The following is a 19,154-nucleotide window of genomic DNA, read 5'->3' as shown; positions in this document are numbered from 1 at the left end:
TTGAGATGACCGATTTCTTCCAGAGCTATCTCGGTACCGGCGTCGGCTGGTTCGTCGCCAATCTGATCCTGATCCTGCTGATCGCGCTGCCGCTGATGCTGGCGGTGGCGATGATCATCTATGCCGATCGCAAGATCTGGGCGGCGATGGCGCTGCGCAAGGGGCCCAATGTCGTCGGGCCGTTCGGGTTGCTGCAGAGCTTCGCGGACGGCCTGAAGGTGTTCCTGCAGGAAACGATCGTTCCCTCGGCATCCAACCGGGTGCTGTTCCTGATCGCGCCGATCCTCACCTTTTCGGTCGCATTGCTCGCCTGGGCGGTGATTCCGTTCGGGCCGGGCATGGTGCTGGCCGACATCAACGTCGGGCTGCTATACGTGCTCGCGATCAGCTCGCTCGGCGTGTATGGCGTTGTTATCTCGGGCTGGGCGTCCAACTCCAAATATCCGTTCTTCTCGGCGATGCGCGCCGCGGCGCAGATGATCAGCTATGAGGTTTCGATCGGCTTCATCCTGATCAGCGTGATCCTGTGGGCGGGCAGTTCCAATCTCGGCACGATCATCGAGATGCAGCGCGGCACGATCCTGGGGCTGTTCAGCGCCAACGCCCTGAACCCGCTGCTCTTCCCGATCGCGGTGATGTTCTTCATCTCCTCGCTCGCCGAAACCGCGCGCGCGCCGTTCGATCTGACCGAGGCGGAGTCCGAGCTCGTCGCCGGGTACCAGACCGAATACAGCTCGATGAGCTTCGCGCTGTTCTGGCTCGGCGAATATGCCAACGTCATCCTGATGTGCGCGCTCAACGCGCTGCTGTTCTGGGGCGGGTGGCTGCCGCCGGTGGACTGGGCACCGCTCTACTTCGTGCCGGGCATCATCTGGTTCTTCCTGAAAATCTGGGTATTCTTCTTCATGTTCAGCTGGGTGAAGGCCACCGTCCCGCGCTATCGCTACGACCAGCTGATGCGGCTGGGCTGGAAGATATTCCTGCCGATCAGCCTGTTCTGGGTGTTTCTGGTGTCCGGTTATCTGATGATTACCCGTTATGGAGCGCTCTCATGAGCTTCGCGCAAACCGTCAAAGCCTTCACCCTGTGGGAGTTCGTCAAAGCCCATTGGCTGACGCTGCAATATTTCTTCAAGCCGAAGGCGACGATCAACTATCCATATGAGAAGAACCCGCTGAGCCCGCGCTTTCGCGGCGAGCATGCGCTGCGCCGTTACCCCAATGGCGAGGAGCGCTGCATCGCGTGCAAGCTGTGCGAAGCGGTGTGCCCGGCGCAGGCGATCACGATCGAGGCCGAGCCGCGCGAGGACGGCAGCCGCCGCACCACGCGCTACGATATCGACATGACCAAATGCATCTATTGCGGTTTCTGCCAGGAAGCCTGCCCGGTGGACGCGATCGTCGAGGGGCCGAATTTCGAATATTCGACCGAGACCCGCGAGGAACTGATCTACGACAAGGGCAAGCTGCTCGAGAACGGCGATAAATGGGAGCGCGCCATTGCCGCGAACCTTGCCGCCGATGCGCCCTATCGCTAGAGCGCGGGCATCGAATCCGCGAGGTATGAAATTGGTCAGGTTTGGCGCTTTGAAAAATCCTCCCCGGAACGGGGAGGGGGACCATGCCGCAGGCATGGTGGAGGGGCCGAAACGGTGCCTCATTGCGAAATCGTCTCGCTCCCTCCGTCACGCCTCCGCTTCGCTACGGCGCGCCACCTCCTCGTCGGGTTCCCACGAAAGTACGACTTTCGTGGGTGGCCCGTTCCGGGGAGGATTTGCTTGATCCAAGTTCTCGCCTTTTATCTGTTCGCGACGATCGTGCTGCTTTCGGGCGCGTTCACGATTTTCGCGAAGAACCCCGTGCACAGCGTGCTGTGGCTGATCCTCGCCTTCTTCAACGCGGCGGGGCTGATGGTATTGGCGGGCGCGGAGTTTATCGCGATGCTGCTGGTGATCGTTTATGTCGGCGCGGTCGCGGTGCTGTTCCTGTTCGTGGTGATGATGCTCGACATCGATTTCGCCGAGCTGCGCGCGGGTTTCGTGCGTTATCTCTTCTTTGGCATCGTCCTGGCGGTGTTCCTGGCGTTCGAGATGATCCTGGGGCTTGAGGCGTTCCGAGCGGGCGCGATCAAGCTCGGCACCGCGAGCAGCGCGCCGGTGGATGCCGGAGTGCCCAATCTGGAGGCGATCGGCGGGCTGCTTTATACCAAATATATATTCCTGTTCGAGGCGGCGGGGCTTATTCTTCTCGTCGCAATGATTGGCGCGATCGTGCTGACGCACCGCAAGCGCACCGGCGTGCGGCCACAGAACGTCGCCAAACAGGTGCGCCGCCGTCCGCAGGATGCGGTGCGTAATCTGAAGCCCGAAATAGGGCAGGGGGTCGAGCTGTGAAGCGGATGTCGAAAGTCCTCCCCGCGCGAAGCGGGGGGAGGGGGACCGCGAAGCGGTGGAGGGGTCGCCGCGCCAGCGGCGGTTGTACCGCCGCCGCCTTCATGGGTTACCCCTCCACCATGCTGCGCATGGTCCCCCTCCCCAAGCAGGCTTGGGGAGGATTTCGATGATCGGCATCGAACATTATCTCGTGGTCAGCTCGATCCTGTTCGTCATGGGCGTGCTCGGTATCTTCCTGAACCGCAAGAACGTGATCATCATCCTGATGGCGATCGAGCTGATCCTGCTGGCGGTCAATCTCAATCTGGTCGCCTTTTCCAGCGCGCTGCAGGACCTGACGGGTCAGATTTTCGCGATGTTCGTGCTGACCGTCGCGGCGGGCGAAGCGGCGATCGGGCTGGCCATCCTGGTAATCTATTACCGCGGCCGCGGCACCATCGCGGTCGACGACGTCAACCGGATGAAGGGGTGAGGGCCGTGGCTTTTCTGTCCCCCTCCCGCTTGCGGGAGGGGCTAGGGGTGGGCGCGATTATGCCCGGCCCTGGCCTCGAACTTCCCACCCCCGGCCCCTCCCGCAAGCGGGAGGGGAGAAGCTCGTGATCCAGATCATCGTCTTCCTGCCGCTGCTCGCGGCGATCGTCGCCGGTTTATCCAACCGCGCGATCGGCAACGTCCCGGCCAAGCTGCTGACGACGGGCGCGCTGTTCGTTTCCTGCGCGCTGAGCTGGCCGATCTTTCTCGGTTTCCTGACGGGAAGCGAGAGCGCCTATGTCCAGCCGGTGATGACCTGGGTGCGCTCGGGCGATTTCACGTTCGACTGGGCGCTACGCGTCGATACGCTGACCGCGGTCATGCTGGTGGTGATCACCAGCGTCTCCGCGCTCGTCCACCTCTACAGCTGGGGCTATATGGACGAGGATCCGGATCAGCCACGCTTCTTCGCCTATCTCTCGCTGTTCACATTCGCCATGCTGATGCTGGTGACCGCCGACAATCTGGTCCAGATGTTCTTCGGCTGGGAAGGCGTGGGCCTCGCCTCCTATCTGCTGATCGGCTTCTGGTTCCGCAAACCCAGCGCCAACGCCGCCGCGATCAAGGCGTTCGTGGTCAACCGGGTCGGCGATCTCGGCTTCATGATGGGCATATTCGGCGTGTTCCTGGTGTTCGGCACCGTCTCGATCCCCGAAATCCTCGCTGCCGCGCCCGCGCAAGCCGGTTCCAGCATCGGCTTTGCCGGTCTGCGCGTCGATACGATGAGCCTGCTGTGCGTGCTGCTGTTCATCGGCGCGATGGGCAAGTCGGCGCAGCTCGGCCTCCACACCTGGCTGCCCGATGCGATGGAAGGCCCGACCCCGGTGTCCGCGCTGATCCACGCCGCGACCATGGTGACTGCCGGCGTGTTCATGGTCTGCCGCCTCTCGCCCTTGTTCGAGACCAGCCAGTTCGCGCTCAATTTCGTGACCATCATCGGCGCGACCACCGCGATCTTCGCCGCCACGATCGGCCTCGTCCAGACCGACATCAAGCGCGTGATCGCCTATTCCACCTGTTCGCAGCTCGGTTATATGTTCTTCGCGGCGGGCGTCGGCGCTTACGGCGCGGCGATGTTCCATCTGCTCACCCACGCTTTCTTCAAGGCGCTGCTGTTCCTCGGCGCGGGATCGGTGATCCATGCCATGCACCACGAGCAGGACATGCGTTTCTACGGGGGCCTGCGTAAGCAGATCCCGGTCACCTTCTGGGCGATGATGGCGGGCACGCTGGCGATCACCGGCGTCGGCATCGTCGGTTTGGGCGGCTTCGCGGGTTTCTATTCGAAGGACGCGATCATCGAAGTCGCCTTTGCCGCCGACGCGCCTTATGCGGGCTATGCCTGGTTCATGGGCGTTTCGGCCGCGCTGCTGACCAGCTTTTACAGTTGGCGCCTGATGTTCCTGACCTTCTGGGGCAAGCCGCGCTGGGCCGATAGCGAACACATCCAGCATGCGATGCATGGGCACCATGACGATACCGAGCACGGCACGCACGCGCATGAAGAGGCGGGCGCCGACAACCCGCCCGCGCAGGAGGATTCCGGTCACCGCCCGCACACGCATGACGCCGACGCTGAGCAATTGCCCGCGGGGACCGGCGGCTATCATCCGCATGAGAGTCCCTGGTCGATGCTGGTGGCGCTGATCCTGCTGTCGGTCGGTGCGGTGTTCGCCGGCTTCGCCTTCCACGATTTCTTCGTCGAGCCCGAGACGGCAGGCGCGTTCTGGCAGGGCAGCATCGCGTTCAACGAGCCGCTGATGCACGCGATGCACGCAATTCCCGTCTGGGTGAAATGGTCGTCGACCGTCGCCATGCTGGTCGGGCTCATCACCGCGGCTCTGATGTATCTCAGGGAAACCGACGCGCCGGAGAGGCTGTCCGAGAATGTGCGCCCGCTCTACCGCTTCCTGCTCAACAAATGGTATTTCGACGAGCTTTACAATCTGATCTTCGTGCGGCCCGCCTTCTGGCTCGGACGGCTGTTCTGGAAGGGCGGCGACAAGGGCGTGATCGATCGCTTCGGCCCCGACGGCATGGCCACGCTGGTCCGCTCGGGCTCGGGCTTTGCGGTCAGGTTCCAGTCGGGCTATCTCTATTCCTATGCGCTGGTGATGCTGCTCGGCCTGGTCGGTCTGGTCACCTGGGTCATGGTGCGCTGATATGAGCGATATCGGTTTTCCCATCCTCTCGCTGCTGCTTGTCGTGCCGTTCGTCGGCGCGCTGATCTGCCTGTTCGTCGGCGCGGGCGCCGCGCGGACGGTGGCGCTGGGCGCGACCTTGATCAATCTCCTGATCGGTATCTTCCTGTGGGTCAGCTATGATCCGGCGGGGGCGCAATGGCAGTTCGTCGAGCGCGCGGATATATTCGGACCGTTCGCCTGGGCGCTCGGCATCGACGGTATCGCGCTGATGCTGATCATGCTCACCCTTTTCCTGATGCCGATCTGCATCGGCGCGAGCTGGAATGCGATATCGAAGCGCGTGCCCGAATATATGGCCGCCTTCCTGTTCATGGAAACGTTGGTCCTGGGCGTGTTCGCCGCGCAGGACATCTTCCTGTTCTACATCTTCTTCGAGGCCGGCCTCATCCCGATGTACCTGATCATCGGCATCTGGGGCGGGCAGGACCGCATCTACGCGGCCTATAAATTCTTCCTCTACACGCTGCTCGGTTCGGTACTGATGCTGATCGCGATCCTGTGGATGGTGCGCGAGGCCGGCACGGCGATGATCCCGCAGCTGATGGTCACCGATTTCCCGCCGCAAGCGCAGACCTGGCTGTGGCTGGCCTTTTTCGCCAGCTTCGCGGTCAAGATGCCGATGTGGCCGGTTCATACCTGGTTGCCCGACGCGCATGTACAGGCACCCACCGCGGGCTCGGTCATCCTGGCAGGCGTGCTGCTGAAGCTGGGCGGGTACGGCATGCTGCGCTTTTCGCTGCCGATGTTCCCGGAGGCTTCCGCGCAGCTGATCTGGGTGATCTTCGGCCTGTCGATGGTCGCGGTGGTCTACACCTCGCTCGTCGCGCTGGTGCAGCAGGACATGAAGAAGCTGATCGCCTACAGCTCGGTCGCGCATATGGCGATCGTCACCGTCGGCCTGTTCGCGTTCAACCAGCAAGGCATCGAAGGCTCGATCATCGTGATGCTGAGCCACGGCCTCGTTTCGGGCGCGCTGTTCCTGTGCGTCGGCGTGATCTACGACCGGCTGCACACCCGCGAGATCAGCCGCTATGGCGGGCTGTCGATCAACATGCCGACCTATGCCGTGTTCTTCCTGCTGTTCACCATGGCCTCGATCGGCCTGCCGGGCACCAGCGGTTTCGTCGGCGAATTCCTGGCGCTCTCGGGCACCTATCAGGCATCGACCTGGGCGGCGCTGATCTGCACCACCGGGATCATACTGGGCGCGGCCTATGCGCTCTATCTCTACCGGCGCGTGGCGTTCGGCGAGCAAAGACATGCCGATGCCGCGGCGATGAAAGACATCGGCATGCGCGAATTGTGGCTGCTCGCCCCGATCGCGGGCGCGGTGCTGTGGATGGGCGTCTATCCCGAAAGCTTTCTGCAGCCGATCCGGCGCGACGTCAGCGTCATCGTCGATCGCATCGACCGCGCGAAGCCGGCCAGCGATTCGCAGCTGGTCGAGAATGTGGCCTGGACCAAGCGCTACCGCACGGTTCGCCCCGAACATCACGAAGAAGCTGCCGCCGGGGAGGCGCATTGATGGATTACGGTCAATCGCTCCTCATTACCTCGCCCGAGTTGATCCTCAGCGCGGGTGGCCTGCTGCTGCTGCTGGTCGCCGCATGGTCTGGCGCCAAGGCGACGCGCTTTTCGAGCATCGGCGCGGTGGCGCTCCTGGTCGCGGCGGGCGCGTCTTCGCTCGGCTTTTCGGGCAACGCCTTTGGCGGCCTCTACAGCGGCGACCAGTTCAGCGATTATGCCCATGTGCTGATCTACATCGCCGCGGCCATTTCGCTGATGATCGCCCCGCGTTTCTTCGAACGCGCCGGTCTGGTGCGCGCCGAATATCCGGTCCTAATTCTCTACGCCTGCGTCGGGATGGGGATGATGGTTTCGGCCACCGATTTCCTGACGCTCTATATCGGTCTCGAGCTCAACAGCCTGGCGGCATATGTTCTCGCCAGCTTCCTGCGCACCGACGAGCGTTCGGCCGAAGCGGGTCTTAAATATTTCGTGCTGGGCGCGCTCGCCAGCGGCATCCTGCTGTTCGGCATGTCGCTGGTCTATGGCTTTACCGGCTCGACCAGCTTCGCGGCGGTGCTGGGCTCGCTCGGCGGTGGTATGGAAACCGGCGCACTGTTCGGCATCGTGTTCGTGCTCGCGGGTCTCGCCTTCAAGATCAGCGCCGTGCCGTTCCACATGTGGACGCCGGATGTCTATGAGGGCGCGCCGACGCCCGTCACCGCCTTCTTTGCCAGCGCGCCTAAGGTCGCCGCCACCGCGCTTACCGTGCGTGTGGCGGTCGATGCGTTCGGCACGCAGACCTTGGCGTGGCAGCAGATCGTCATCTTCATTGCGCTCGCCTCGATCATCCTCGGCGCGGTCGCCGCGATCGGTCAGACGAACCTCAAGCGCCTGCTCGCCTATAGTTCGATCAACAATATCGGTTTCATGCTGATCGGCTTGGCCGCCGGAACTGCCGAGGGCGTTTCCGCGGTGCTGGTATATCTCGCCATCTATGTCGCGATGACGCTGGGCAGCTTCGTCTGTATCATGCAGCTGCGCGGGCCGGAGGGGCAGCCGCGCGAAAATCTGAGCGACATCGCCGGGCTATCGCAGACCAACAAGGGCTTGGCCCTGGCGCTCGCCATCTTCATGTTCTCGCTCGCCGGCATCCCCCCGCTGTTCGGCTTCTGGGGCAAGGTGGTGGTGTTCAACGCCGCGATCGGTGCGGGTCTGTTGCCGCTGGCGATCATCGGCATTGCCGCTTCGGTGATCGGCGCATTCTACTACATCAAGATCGTCAAGCTGATGTATTTCGACGATAGTGCCAACGAACTGGCCGCGGGCGACGATCGCGCGCTCGCCTGGAGCGGCGCGGTGCTGGCGCTGCTGGTCTCTCCGATCGGCTATTTCGCCATTCCCTGGCTTGGCTATTTCGCCGACAACGCTTCCTCGGCGCTGTTCTGACGCCGCGCATCGACAGCGTTGCCGAGGCCGCGTCGACGAATGACGATGTCGCCGCGTTGGCCCGGGCCGGAGCGGCCGAAGGCTATTGGCTGCGCGCCGACCGGCAGAGCGGGGGACGGGGGCGGCTCGGGCGGAGCTGGTCCAGTCCGCCGGGCAATCTTTACGCGAGCACTTTGATCCGGCTTCGGCAGAGTGATCCGGCGGCGGCGAGTCTCGCCTTTGTAGCTGGGCTCGCGGTGCACGAACTGCTGCTGCCGCTGGCCGGCAGCCGCAATCTCAGTTTGAAATGGCCCAACGACCTGCTGCTGGACGGTACCAAATGCGTCGGCATCCTACTGGAGCGTGAAGGCGATGTCGTCGTGCTGGGCATCGGCATCAATCTCGCCTCGGCGCCCGACATTCCGGGCCGGGCCACCACCGCCTTTGCCCATGGCGATATTCCTCCGATCGATCCCGCCGCGCTGATGCCCGATCTCGCCAGCCGCTTTGCCGCCGCGCTTGGGCGCTGGCGCTTGGCTGGCTTGCCCCCCATATTGTCGGATTGGCAGGCGCGGGCGCATCCGCTCGGCACCAATCTCTCGGTATCGCTTGGCCTGGAGGAAAAGGTCGGCGGGCGGTTCGCCGGACTTGCCGCGGATGGCGCATTGATGCTGGAACAGGACGACGGAAGCGTGCGTGAAATCCGCGCCGCCGACGTCGAGATCGTCAGGGAACGGAGCTAGGCCATGCTGCTCGCCATCGATGCCGGAAACACCAATATCGTCTTCGCGGTGATGGATGGCGGCGAGGTTCGCGCGCGCTGGCGCATCGCCACCGATCCGCGCCGCACCGCCGACGAATATGCCGTGTGGCTGCGCCAACTCATGGGCCTCACCGGCATCGATCCCGCCGCCATCGACCGCGTGATCATCTCCACGGTGGTGCCGCGCGCGCTGCACAACCTGACCCTGCTCGCGCAGAAATATCTCGATCGCGAGCCGCTGATCGCCGGGCGTGCAGAGGCCGATTACGGCCTGGTCGTGGATGTCGAGGAGCCCGGATCGCTCGGCGCGGACCGCGCCGTCAACGCCGTCGCCGCGCACGCCGCGCATGACGGCGATCTGATCGTCATCGATTTCGGCACCGCCACCACCTTTGATCATATCGATTATACCGGCGCCTATAAGGGCGGGATCATCGCGCCCGGCATCAATCTTTCGCTCGACGCGCTGGTTGCGGCGGCGGCCAAGCTTCCCAATATAGCGATCGAGGCACCCGCCACCGACAGCGTGATCGGGCGCAATACCGAAGACCAGATGCGCATCGGCGTCTATTGGGGCTATGTCGCCATGATGGAAGGCATCGTCCAGCGCATGCGCGCCGAGATCGGACGCCCGGCCAAGGTGATCGCGACCGGCGGCCTGGCGCAACTGTTCGACAAGCATACCGACCTGTTCGACGCCGTCGAGCCGGACCTTACCCTGAACGGGCTGGCGCAGATCGCCGCCCGTGTTGAAAGCAAAACATGAAACCCAAAAACGAACTTCTTTTCCTGGCCCTTGGCGGGTCGGGCGAAATCGGCATGAACGTGAACCTGTATGGCTGTAACGGCAAATGGATCATGGTCGATCTCGGGATCAGCTTTTCCGATCCCTATTATCCGGGCACCGACCTCGTGCTGCCCGATCTCGAATTCATCGAGCGCAACGCCAAGGACCTGCTCGGCATCGTGCTGACCCATGGCCATGAAGACCATATCGGCGCCATTCCATGGCTTGCCGAGGAGCTGGGCGTACCGCTCTACGCCACCAAGTTCACCGCCGGCCTCATTGGCTACAAGCTGCGCGAACATGGGCTGGAGAAGAATATCGAGCTCAACGTCGTCGAGGATGACGGCCATGTCCAGCTCGGTGATTTCGGCATCCGTTACGTTCCGCTCGCGCACAGTATCGCCGAGGGCAATGCGCTGCTGATCGAGACTCCTTACGGCAATATCTTCCACACCGGCGACTGGAAGATCGATGAGGAGCCGCAGATCGGCACCCCGTCCACCGCCGAGGAACTGACCGCGATCGGCGACGAGGGGGTGCTGGCGCTGGTCTGCGATTCGACCAATGTGTTCAACGATAACGCCTCGGGGTCCGAGGCGATGGTGCGCGAATCGCTGATGGAAACCTGCCGCGCGATCGACACGCGGATCATGGTCACGACCTTTGCGTCCAATCTCGCGCGCCTGCAGACGCTGGGTGAGGTGGCCAAGGCGACCGGGCGGGAGCTCTGCGTCGCGGGCCGCTCGCTCGACCGCATGATCGAGAACGCCAAGGCGACCGGCTATCTCAAGAATTTCCCCGAGGTGCTGCGCTTCGACGAGGCGATGCAATTGCCGCGGAGCAAGGTGATGATCGTGGCGACCGGAGGGCAGGGCGAACCACGCGCCGCGCTCGCCCGCGTGGCGCAGGGCAATCACAAGCTTTCGCTGGAAACCGGCGATGTCGTCCTATTTTCGTCCAAGCAGATACCGGGCAACGAGATCGCCATCGGCATCATCCAGAACCGGCTGGCCGAGATGGACGTGGCTATGGTGACCGAGCGGCAGGCGGACATTCACGTCTCCGGCCATCCGGGGCGGCCCGAGCTCAAGGCCATGTACGACTGGATCCGGCCCGACATCCTGCTGCCGGTGCATGGCGAGATGCGTCATATGAAGGAGCAGGCCCGGCTCGGACTTGCCCATGGCATTCCGCGGGCGCTGGTGCAGAAGAACGGCGACATGGTGCGGCTTGCCCCGGGGGAACCCAAGATCATCGGACGCGAGCGGGCGGGGCGGCTGATCGTCGACGGCGACATCATCATCGCTGCCGACGGCGCGACCATGAACGAGCGCCGGCGCATCTCGAACAACGGCCAGATCTCGGTCGCGCTGGCGATCGACGCGGGCGGCAACATCGCGGGCGATCCGGTGATGCAGACGCAGGGGGTGCCGATCGAGGATGAACGTGATGAGTTTCTCGACGAGGCCGTCGATGCCGCGAAGAAAGCGACGCGCAAATTCGACGGCGATATCGGCAAATTGCGCGAGGATGTCCGTCTGGCCGTGCGCCGCACCGCGCGCGAATGGACTGGCAAGAAGCCCATCGTCGACGTGCTGGTCGTCGAGGGCTGAGCCAGCATGCAGCTCGTCAGCGCGATCGCGATCTACGTTCTGTTCTGGGCGTTGACGCTGTTCGCGGTGCTGCCCTTCGGTCTGCGCACGCATGACGAACTGGGGATCGACAAGGTGCCGGGGCAGGCGGACAGCGCGCCCGGCAACGCGTCGGTTTGGAAAATCCTGCTGAGGACCACGGTCGTGGCCGGCATCCTGTTCGGACTGTTCTACCTGAATTATCGCTTCGGCTGGATCGAGGCCAAGGACTTCAATTTCTTCCAAGGGCTGACCGGCCAGACGTCGGTGCCTGCATCGTCAGGTTCTTAGGGTCAGGTTCTTAGGGTCAGGTTCTTAGGCGCTCGATCGCCTGAGCCAGCGCGACATACAGCTTGCCGACGTCGGATGACAGCAGGGTGACGCCGATGGCATTGCCGTCGCGCGTGCTCATGAGATTGCGCATGATGCTCTCGAAGTCGTGGATGTAACGGTTGACCTGGGCGCGGAACTCCGCGTCCTCCTCGTAATGCTGGGCGATCACGCGGACCTCGCCGGCATCGAGCAGCCGGACCGCCCGCCGGGTAAAGACGCCGCGGTCGCCCTTCAGATAGGCCGCCCAGGCGGTGTCGGTGACTTCGTTGGACAGCAGTTTGGCGACGTCGATCGAGGTGGAGTTGAGCGATTCGGTGAGCAGCAGCATGCGCCGCGCAAAAGCGTCGTCGTCGACCCCCTCGAACTGCTCGTGCGCGCGTTCCAGCCGGACCTCGAGATTGTCCGTCATCTGGTCCAGTTTCGCGAGCCGCGTTTCGAGCAGCGCCGTGGTCTCGTCCGAACGGACGAGCGCGCCTGAAACGAGCGCATCCCATTGGCTGGCGCCGCCTTCCATCTGTTCGGCGACGGCCGCGCCCAGCATCTCGCTGGTGCGCTCGCGCAGCTTAGCGGCCGATTGCTCGACCACGCCGTCGAGCGCGCCGCGGGCATGGTCCGCCGCTTCGATCGAACGGTCGCGAACCTGTGCCACGCTTGCCCCGAGCCTGGCCTCTACATCTTCGGCCAATCGCAGCAGGGCGCCGCGCGCTTCCATCAACGCACGCTCCAGCTCGACGCCATTTTCACGGCGCTCGGCGAAGGCGGGGGCGCTTTGTGCGATCAGTTCGTCGATCAACGCTCGCTGCCGATCGAGCATTTCTCCGAAGGCGGCGCTGCGCTGGTGAACTTCGGCGCTGTCGGCATCGATCTTGCCGATGCCGCTGGCGAGCCGCTCGCTGAGGCCGATGCTCTGCTCGATGCGGCCGGCCAGGCGTTCGACGCTTGGATGCAGCCCGTCCTCGCTGAGTTGCTCGATTTCGCCAAGCAGCCCACGCAGCTCAGCCAGCCGCTCACCGAGCGCGCCCACCGCCCCGCCGTTGCGGTCCAGGCCGGCCGCCAGAGCCTCGCTGTTTTCCAGCGCTGCGGAGACAGCAAAGGCGATCCGCGCGGTCGCTTCGCTGCCGGTCCCGTCGAGTTCCTCGATCCTGAGCCGAGCTTTTTCCGCGCTTTCGTCGATTTCGCGCGCAAGGCGACTGATCCGCTCGCCCTGTTCGCCGCCGCGATCGCCGATGTCGCTCATCGCATTGTCCAGCTTTTCGAGCTGGTTACGCAACGTGCTAGCCGATTCAAGCGCGAGACGGCGCTGGCGTTCGGCGCTATCGTCCAGACTCGCCAGCATATCGGCAACTGCAGCTTGCAGACTGTGTGACAATTGCCCGCTGGTGTCACTCGCCTTGGCAAGGAAATTTTCTAGCCGCGCCTCGCTCGCCGCGCCATGCTCGTCGATCGAACGTGCCGTTTCGTCCGAACGCTGCGCCAGCATGTCGATCGCCTCACCCAGTCGCGCACTCGCTTCTTCGACCTCTGCCGCGCGGCGAGTGAGTTCTTCGGCCTGCTGCTGGGCGCCCGAACCGGCGGCGGCGATCTGGTTGGTGACATCCTTGGCCGTGCTGGTGACCACCGGTAAATGGTTGCGCAGCCGTTCGAGATTGCCGCCCGCCGAGCGGCTGACTTCATCGAGTGCCTCGGCCTGCCTTGCGCTTTCGCCGAAAGCCACCTGGATCGCCTCCGCCGCTTCGCGAATATCGCGCGCGCGGGTGCGCCCAAGCATATCGAGCTCGCGCGCTTGCTCGGAAAGAAACTCGCGCGCCAGGCTGATCTCGTTGTTGATCGATTGTATGCGCAGGTCGAGCGCGTCGCCCGATTTGTGCATGGCGAGCGACACGTCGGCGAATCGCCGCGCTTCGCGATGGCTGGTGCGCAGCACCAGCAGCCAGACCATAGCGATGAGCAACACCGGAACGCTCCAGGAGACGAGCATTTCGCTTATTCGCTCGGGCGCGGGAAGCGCGGCCAGTTCGCTCCGGTGCGCGAACAGGAAGAAGCCGGTCCAGGCGAGCGCGAGCAGGACGAGCGCGGCAGGGAGCAGCGCTGAATCATGTGCCGGCCGAGGCTCCTCCGCCCACTTCTCGTCCGATTCGAAAGGGTCCTGCTCGGGCACGGCAACGCCTTCGGCTGCCTGCTCCTCGAATATCTCTTCGCTCGCGCCGATCTGCATGTCCCGAACCCCGCTATGGACCGGTGTCAACCATAGCCCGGGCGAAGCGAAACGCAAAGTTAAGGCTGTTCGCATATAAGCCACTTCCATGTCTTACGATCATGGAGCTCTGGACGCGGCTTTGGCGCAGGTTGCGGGCAATGACGAGGCGCTCGTCATTGAACTGCGGCGGGCGTTCGAAGAGAGCGCGCGGCGCCAGATCGACCTGCTGTCGCGCGCCCGGTGCGATGCCAACTGGCTTTACGCCGCGCTGCGTCTCAAGGGAATCGCCGCCAGCTTCGGCGCGAGCGAGATCCAGCATTTGGCCGAGGATGCGGCCGAGGGAGCGCCGGGCGATCCGGTCATCCTGCGCGAACTGACCGGGGCGCTGGACGATCCAAAGTCCGGCGATTGATCCGCAGCGCATTGCCAGCCAGCACCTCCCGCCTTAGAGCGAAGCGCGGAGGCCCATTTGGAAAAATTCGCTATCCTGTCTGTGACCGCGGACCAAACCGGCGTGCCCACCGCGATCTTCGGTCAATCGCCGGTCAATCATCTGGTCACTGGGCTGGAGCGCAGCGGCATACGACGTTTCCTGCTCACCGGAGACATCCCGGCAACCGATGCAGCGCGCATCGTCGACCAGATCAAGGCGCGCAGTTTCGGCGCGTCCTACCATCGCTCGTTGGCCGAACTGGACGCGCTGCTGCCCGCCGAGGCAAGATTGATGCTGGTTGCAGGAGATGCCTGGATCACGCCGGAAATATTTGATCGGCTCCAGCAATATGACAAGGCGGTGCTCGTCACCAAGGGGCGCGGGTGGGAACGGCTCGATCGCGACCATTTTTGGGCGGGCGCGGCGATGTTCGGTCGCCGCGGTGTCTCGGCGGGCGCGGATCTGCCGGAAAGCTGGGATATCGCCTCGACCTTGCTGCGCCAACTAACGCAGGATGGCGCACGCCGCATCGATGTAGACGAGGAGCGCGACCTGCCCGCGCCGATACGCATCGACACGGGCGAAACAGCACGGCGGATCGAAACGACGGCACTGGGTGCCGGCGCGTCGGGTCACTGGCTCGACCGCCTGCTGACGCGACCGATCGCGGGCGCGTTGCTGGCGCTGGTGCGCCGTCGTCCGCAACTGCGTGCTCCCTTGTCCTTCGTCCCGATCGTCGGGGCGACAATGGTTGCGATGGCCGGTTTCTTCGGTTCGATAGCGGGAGCATCCGCCGTCGCAGTGACCGCCCTCATGGCCGAGCGCGCGCTGGCGAAGCTCCACCCGGACCGGCACGATGGCGATGCGCCGGACTGGCGCAGCATTGCAACTTTCGCACTATTGGCCGCTGGCACGATGTTGCTTTCCCGGCGTGCGGACATTGCGCTTGTCGAATGCGCGATATTGGTCCTGTCCGCCGGCCTGTGCGCGATCCGGGCACCAGCGCGACCGTGGAATATGATCGTGCCTTTGCTTCCGGTGACCGCGCTGTTTCTGCTCATCGCCAGTTTTCCGTTCGGTGCCAAGGCTATCGGCATCACCAGCCTCTTCTGCCTCACCACGCTTGCTGCCGAACGATTGGCGATCGCACGCCGGAAGCGAACAGACTTAAAGCCAAATTAACGCAAATTTCGTAGACCGGGCGCTGGAATCACCAAGGCGGAACGATTTGGCGAACGGCCGACAGCGACCGACCAGCCTGTTGCGGGCAGCGGAGCGGATAGAACGCGAGCAACCTGCGCTGCTCGCCGATCTGTCCGCGCGCCTGTTTCCGCGTTCGCAGATTGCACTCGACGACGCCTCAGTGGCATCCGCGCGCGCGATCCTGTTCACTCTGGTCGGTCAGATCGAAGCCGAGCTGATGGGAGAGGACCGCGGCCTGAGCTGGCCTATCGTCGAGCGAAATCGTCTGCTCGATGATCCTCACATGCTTTGGTTTCTCATGGCTCATGCAGCATTTTTGCGCGTTTCGCAGCGCATTACAGCCCACGACCTGCGTCAGTCCAACGCCTGGCTCGCAGGCTTCGCCGCCGATGACGAAACGTTGGTCGGCCAAAGCGCGCTCGATTTGCTGTCCGCGCGCAGTCGTCCCTCTGCCTATCGCCTGTCGGGCCGCTTGGATCTGGCTGCGCCGCTATTCCGGCTCGCCGTGCAGCAGGTCGATGCAGCGCTGCATTCGCTCGGCGTGGAGGGCGGCAATCGCCGCAATGAGCCGCGCGATTTGCTCACTGCGCATGACGAAGCCAAAGGCCTTCCGCACATTGCCACGAAACTTGCGGTTCAACTGGCTGGCGAAGGAGCGTTCGGTCAGCTGCGGCAACCGCGACGAGTGGGCCTCGATCTTTTCGCCGGTTCGCTTGCGGCCGAGCTCGATTGCGACTGGTACGCGATCGTCCGGATCATGACTGAGGGCGGACCTCGTCTGGCAATCATGCTTCGCGCCGCCGATTTCGATCGCGATGAAGCGATGGCGCTGCTGGCTCTATTTCAGCGCAGTGAACCGCCGCCGGAAATGTCTTATTATGACGAGATTGCAAAAGACGCGGCGCGCCGTCTTTTGCCGAAGCGCCGGGCGATACCCAAAGGATCGGGCGATGCGTAGTCTTGCATTGAGCGAACCGATTTGCGGCCTATGCGGCTTCGGCGGCGAGCTGCTTTCGGCCGATCCGCCGCTGCGCCGCCTTCAGCTGCACGCTGGTGGAAAGGCCGACGGTGTTATCGCTCTGCCGGAATTGCTCGCGCTATGTCGTTTGTCGCAGCGACTAGGAATGAAGCTGGCCCGCACCGTCGAGGTGACCGATGCGAACAAGGATTATCGTCTTCTGATCGAAACCGAGCCGCACCGCGACGCCATCTCCTTTCATATCATCGCTTGGTCGGAGCGCGACCGGCAGGATGAGGATATGAAATCGCAGCATTTTACCTTGGGCTTGCACGATGACGGAAAGGGCGCCCAGGTTCAGGTGGATTCCTCTCTTCGGATTATCTCCTACACCGCCGATGATGCCGTCACCGCGCCAGATGAGCCCGAAATCGGCATCGGCCTCACCGAATGGCTTAAGCTGACACCGGATGCCGCCGGGCGCTTCACCGTGATCGAGGCGGTAGCGGAGCGCCAGGCGTTCAAGAATCAGGCGGCGCATATCGGCGACGGCGCAGTGCTGCTTTCCGGGCATCCCCTATTGTCTGGGCAGGGCGACTTCGCGGGCTATATCTGCCGGATCGAATGTCTGCCGGCCGAACCGATGAAACCGGGCGAGACATCGGCGCCATTCCCGGCGCAGTTGATGTCTGCCAACCTGAAACAGCCGCTGAGCCGCATCGTCGCTAATGCCGAAACCATTCACGGTCGCTTGCGCGGGGCAATTCGTGAGAATTATGCAGGCTATGCACGCGATATCGCATCGGCAGCGAACCATTTGAAGGAACTGGTAGAGGATTTCGGCGATCTCGAAACCATCGAACGACCCGGTGTCATAACCGAACTGGAGCGGGTAGATTGCTGCGAACTCGCCCGCCGCGCTGCGGGCCTGCTCGCCGTGCGAGCAGCCGATCACAATATCAGTCTGCGCGCTCCAGGAGGGGCTGAAAGCCTGTCGGCTACCGGTGAATATCGCCGCATCCTGCAGATCCTTGTCAATGTGATCGGCAACGCCGTGCGCTACTCGCCCGACGGAACGGCCGTTACCGTAACGGCCGACATCGCGCAGGATGGCCGCCCCGCAATCATCGTCGAGGACGAGGGCAGGGGTATCGAGCCGCAGGACCGCGAGCGAGTTTTCGAACAATTCGAAAGGCTGGGACGCGCGGCGGATGGCGGCAGCGGGCTCGGTCTCTATATATCACGCCGCCTGGCCCGTGCGATGGGCGGCGAGCTGGCGATCGAGGACGCCGAAAAGGGCGCGCGCTTCGTCCTGAGTCTGCCCCCGGCCTAAACCGGGAGCATCGCGTCTTTGAAGGTTGATCTTAGCGATCGCCGAGCTTGACGTAATCGCGCTGCTTGGGCCCGGTGTAGAGCTGGCGCGGGCGCCCGATGGTCTGGCCGGGATCGGAAATCATCTCGTTCCATTGCGCAACCCAGCCGACCGTGCGGGCGAGCGCAAAAAGGGCCGTGAACATGCTGGTGGGAAACCCGATCGCCGAGAGGATGATGCCCGAATAGAAATCGACATTCGGGAACAGCTTCTTCTCTTTGAAATAGTCGTCGTTCAGCGCCATTTCCTCAAGCTTCAGCGCGACGTCGAACACCGGATCCTTGACGTTCATCGCCTTGAAAACCTCGCGCACGGTTTCCTGCATCACCGTCGCGCGCGGATCGTAATTCTTGTAGACCCGGTGGCCGAAGCCCATCAGGCGGAACGGATCGTCCTTGTCCTTGGCGCGCTCGATATATTCCGGGATGCGATCGGGGGTGCCGATCTCGTGGAGCATGTTGAGCGCCGCCTCGTTCGCCCCGCCATGCGCCGGACCCCACAGGCAAGCGATGCCCGCCGCGATGCAAGCGAAGGGATTGGCACCCGACGATCCGGCGAGCCGGACGGTCGAGGTCGACGCATTCTGCTCGTGATCGGCATGGAGGATGAAAATGCGGTCCATCGCCTGTTCGATGACGGGATCGACCTCATAGGGTTCGGCGGGCACGCCGAAGGTCATGCGCAGGAAATTGCCGGTATAGGACAGGCTGTTGTCGGGATAGACGAAAGGCTGGCCGAGCGAATATTTATATGCCCAGGCTGCGATCGTCGGCATTTTCGCGATCAGCCGGTGGCTCGAGATCATGCGGTGCTTCGGATCGTGAATGTCGGTACTGTCATGGTAGAAGGCGCTGAGCGCGCCGACCACGCCGCACATTACCGCCATCGGGTGGGCATCGCGGCGAAAACCGGAAAACAGCTGGCGCAGCTGTTCGTGCAGCATGGTGTGGCGGGTGATCGTCCAGCTGAACTTGTCGAGCTCTTCGCGGCCCGGAAGCTCGCCGTTCAACAGGAGGTAGCAGACCTCCATGAAGCTGGAATGCTCGGCGAGCTGGCCGATCGGATAACCGCGGTGCAGCAGCACGCCATCCTGCCCGTCGATGAAGGTCAGCCCGGATTCGCAGCTCGCGGTCGATTTGAAACCGGGATCGAAGGTGAACATGTCCGTCTTGCCGTAGAGCTTGCGAATATCGAACACATCCGGGCCCTCGCTGCCATGCAGCACGGGGAATTCATGGGTTTCGCCCTTCAGCTCGAGTTTGGCGACGTCGGTCATGTGGTTCTCCGTAGAATGTTCGTGGCGGGCCGCCGCGCCTGGAGGTCAGACACAAGTTCGGGCTGCGGCTCGCATTCGTTACTACGCGTCGGCGGCGCCTGAAGGCGCGGAAGATGCCGTCTTCGATCGAGTGCCGCTGC

Annotated in this window: 17 protein-coding genes; 15 read left to right on the top strand and 2 right to left on the bottom strand. The window is 63.4% G+C overall.

Translation table 11 applies throughout. The features are described 5' to 3' along the window. Positions 1–5: 5 nt before the first annotated feature. The 11 genes from nuoH (at position 6) to ACOQPC_RS08545 (ending at position 11,533) form a co-directional block, all read left to right on the top strand. Positions 6–1,055 carry an NADH-quinone oxidoreductase subunit NuoH gene (nuoH, locus tag ACOQPC_RS08595; protein WP_420605334.1) on the top strand — a complete coding sequence of 350 codons (1,050 nt, stop codon included), beginning with the start codon at positions 6–8 and terminating at the stop codon, positions 1,053–1,055. After that, positions 1,052–1,537, top strand: coding sequence for an NADH-quinone oxidoreductase subunit NuoI (gene nuoI / locus ACOQPC_RS08590; protein ID WP_420605333.1), 486 nt, complete (start codon positions 1,052–1,054; stop codon positions 1,535–1,537). The genes nuoH and nuoI overlap by 4 nt, the downstream gene beginning before the upstream one ends. A gap of 240 nt (positions 1,538–1,777) precedes the next feature. Further along, positions 1,778–2,392 (top strand): NADH-quinone oxidoreductase subunit J, encoded by a 615-nt coding sequence (locus ACOQPC_RS08585; protein ID WP_420605332.1) that lies wholly within the window; start codon positions 1,778–1,780, stop codon positions 2,390–2,392. Between the two features lie 166 nt (positions 2,393–2,558). Further along, positions 2,559–2,864, top strand: coding sequence for an NADH-quinone oxidoreductase subunit NuoK (gene nuoK / locus ACOQPC_RS08580; RefSeq protein ID WP_420605331.1), 306 nt, complete (start codon positions 2,559–2,561; stop codon positions 2,862–2,864). A 124-nt stretch (positions 2,865–2,988) separates the two neighbouring features. Then, positions 2,989–5,085, top strand: coding sequence for an NADH-quinone oxidoreductase subunit L (nuoL, locus tag ACOQPC_RS08575; protein ID WP_420605330.1), 2,097 nt, complete (start codon positions 2,989–2,991; stop codon positions 5,083–5,085). Position 5,086: 1 nt separating this feature from the next. Then, entirely contained in the window at positions 5,087–6,652 is a 1,566-nt protein-coding gene (locus ACOQPC_RS08570; protein WP_420605329.1) for an NADH-quinone oxidoreductase subunit M, read from the top strand. Beyond that, positions 6,652–8,082, top strand: coding sequence for an NADH-quinone oxidoreductase subunit NuoN (gene nuoN / locus ACOQPC_RS08565; RefSeq protein ID WP_420605328.1), 1,431 nt, complete (start codon positions 6,652–6,654; stop codon positions 8,080–8,082). The genes ACOQPC_RS08570 and nuoN overlap by 1 nt, the downstream gene beginning before the upstream one ends. 56 nt (positions 8,083–8,138) lie before the next feature. Then, positions 8,139–8,804 (top strand): biotin--[acetyl-CoA-carboxylase] ligase, encoded by a 666-nt coding sequence (locus tag ACOQPC_RS08560; RefSeq protein WP_420605327.1) that lies wholly within the window; start codon positions 8,139–8,141, stop codon positions 8,802–8,804. A 3-nt stretch (positions 8,805–8,807) separates the two neighbouring features. Then, positions 8,808–9,590, top strand: a complete 783-nt coding sequence (locus tag ACOQPC_RS08555; RefSeq protein ID WP_420605326.1) for a type III pantothenate kinase — start codon at positions 8,808–8,810, stop codon at positions 9,588–9,590. After that, a complete protein-coding gene (locus ACOQPC_RS08550) occupies positions 9,587–11,224 on the top strand; it encodes a ribonuclease J (protein ID WP_420605325.1) in 1,638 nt (545 codons plus the stop codon). The genes ACOQPC_RS08555 and ACOQPC_RS08550 overlap by 4 nt, the downstream gene beginning before the upstream one ends. A 6-nt stretch (positions 11,225–11,230) precedes the next feature. Continuing rightward, complete coding sequence (locus ACOQPC_RS08545; RefSeq protein WP_420605324.1) at positions 11,231–11,533, top strand: DUF1467 family protein; 303 nt, start codon at positions 11,231–11,233, stop codon at positions 11,531–11,533. Between the two features lie 16 nt (positions 11,534–11,549). Here the strand turns inward: ACOQPC_RS08545 and ACOQPC_RS08540 are convergent, their stop codons facing one another. After that, positions 11,550–13,790 carry a hypothetical protein gene (locus ACOQPC_RS08540; protein ID WP_420605323.1) on the bottom strand — a complete coding sequence of 747 codons (2,241 nt, stop codon included), beginning with the start codon at positions 13,788–13,790 and terminating at the stop codon, positions 11,550–11,552. A gap of 88 nt (positions 13,791–13,878) precedes the next feature. On the opposite strand from ACOQPC_RS08540, the gene ACOQPC_RS08535 reads away from it, so the two are divergent. From ACOQPC_RS08535 to ACOQPC_RS08520, 4 genes are read left to right on the top strand one after another with little or no spacing between them, the layout of a single operon-like run. Continuing rightward, positions 13,879–14,184, top strand: coding sequence for an Hpt domain-containing protein (locus ACOQPC_RS08535; RefSeq protein ID WP_420605322.1), 306 nt, complete (start codon positions 13,879–13,881; stop codon positions 14,182–14,184). Positions 14,185–14,241: 57 nt separating this feature from the next. Continuing rightward, on the top strand, positions 14,242–15,387 hold the full coding sequence (locus ACOQPC_RS08530; protein ID WP_420605321.1) for a hypothetical protein: 1,146 nt from the start codon (positions 14,242–14,244) through the stop codon (positions 15,385–15,387). Between the two features lie 46 nt (positions 15,388–15,433). Next, complete coding sequence (locus ACOQPC_RS08525; RefSeq protein ID WP_420605320.1) at positions 15,434–16,366, top strand: hypothetical protein; 933 nt, start codon at positions 15,434–15,436, stop codon at positions 16,364–16,366. Beyond that, positions 16,359–17,699, top strand: coding sequence for a sensor histidine kinase (locus ACOQPC_RS08520; protein ID WP_420605319.1), 1,341 nt, complete (start codon positions 16,359–16,361; stop codon positions 17,697–17,699). Before ACOQPC_RS08525 ends, ACOQPC_RS08520 begins: the two co-directional genes overlap by 8 nt. Positions 17,700–17,730: 31 nt before the next feature. Here ACOQPC_RS08520 and ACOQPC_RS08515 read toward each other — a convergent pair whose 3' ends face one another. After that, a complete protein-coding gene (locus ACOQPC_RS08515) occupies positions 17,731–19,014 on the bottom strand; it encodes a citrate synthase (protein WP_420605318.1) in 1,284 nt (427 codons plus the stop codon). Positions 19,015–19,154: the final 140 nt, after the last annotated feature.

Source organism: Novosphingopyxis sp., assembly GCF_965218915.1.
Classification (GTDB): Bacteria; Pseudomonadota; Alphaproteobacteria; order Sphingomonadales; family Sphingomonadaceae; genus Novosphingopyxis.
Note: the sequence above shows the minus strand (reverse complement) of the source record. Positions and strands in the feature narration are given on the sequence as shown.

What these genes read in the sequence shown, in the direction of transcription:
- nuoK (WP_420605331.1), top strand. Translation starts at nt 2,559, where the DNA reads ATGATCGGCATCGAACATTATCTCGTGGTCAGCTCGATCCTGTTCGTC.
- ACOQPC_RS08545 (WP_420605324.1), top strand. Translation starts at nt 11,231, where the DNA reads ATGCAGCTCGTCAGCGCGATCGCGATCTACGTTCTGTTCTGGGCGTTG.
- ACOQPC_RS08570 (WP_420605329.1), top strand. Translation starts at nt 5,087, where the DNA reads ATGAGCGATATCGGTTTTCCCATCCTCTCGCTGCTGCTTGTCGTGCCG.
- nuoN (WP_420605328.1), top strand. Translation starts at nt 6,652, where the DNA reads ATGGATTACGGTCAATCGCTCCTCATTACCTCGCCCGAGTTGATCCTC.
- ACOQPC_RS08535 (WP_420605322.1), top strand. Translation starts at nt 13,879, where the DNA reads ATGTCTTACGATCATGGAGCTCTGGACGCGGCTTTGGCGCAGGTTGCG.
- ACOQPC_RS08555 (WP_420605326.1), top strand. Translation starts at nt 8,808, where the DNA reads ATGCTGCTCGCCATCGATGCCGGAAACACCAATATCGTCTTCGCGGTG.
- ACOQPC_RS08540 (WP_420605323.1), bottom strand. Translation starts at nt 13,790, where the DNA reads ATGCAGATCGGCGCGAGCGAAGAGATATTCGAGGAGCAGGCAGCCGAA.
- ACOQPC_RS08520 (WP_420605319.1), top strand. Translation starts at nt 16,359, where the DNA reads ATGCGTAGTCTTGCATTGAGCGAACCGATTTGCGGCCTATGCGGCTTC.
- nuoH (WP_420605334.1), top strand. Translation starts at nt 6, where the DNA reads ATGACCGATTTCTTCCAGAGCTATCTCGGTACCGGCGTCGGCTGGTTC.
- ACOQPC_RS08550 (WP_420605325.1), top strand. Translation starts at nt 9,587, where the DNA reads ATGAAACCCAAAAACGAACTTCTTTTCCTGGCCCTTGGCGGGTCGGGC.
- ACOQPC_RS08515 (WP_420605318.1), bottom strand. Translation starts at nt 19,014, where the DNA reads ATGACCGACGTCGCCAAACTCGAGCTGAAGGGCGAAACCCATGAATTC.
- nuoI (WP_420605333.1), top strand. Translation starts at nt 1,052, where the DNA reads ATGAGCTTCGCGCAAACCGTCAAAGCCTTCACCCTGTGGGAGTTCGTC.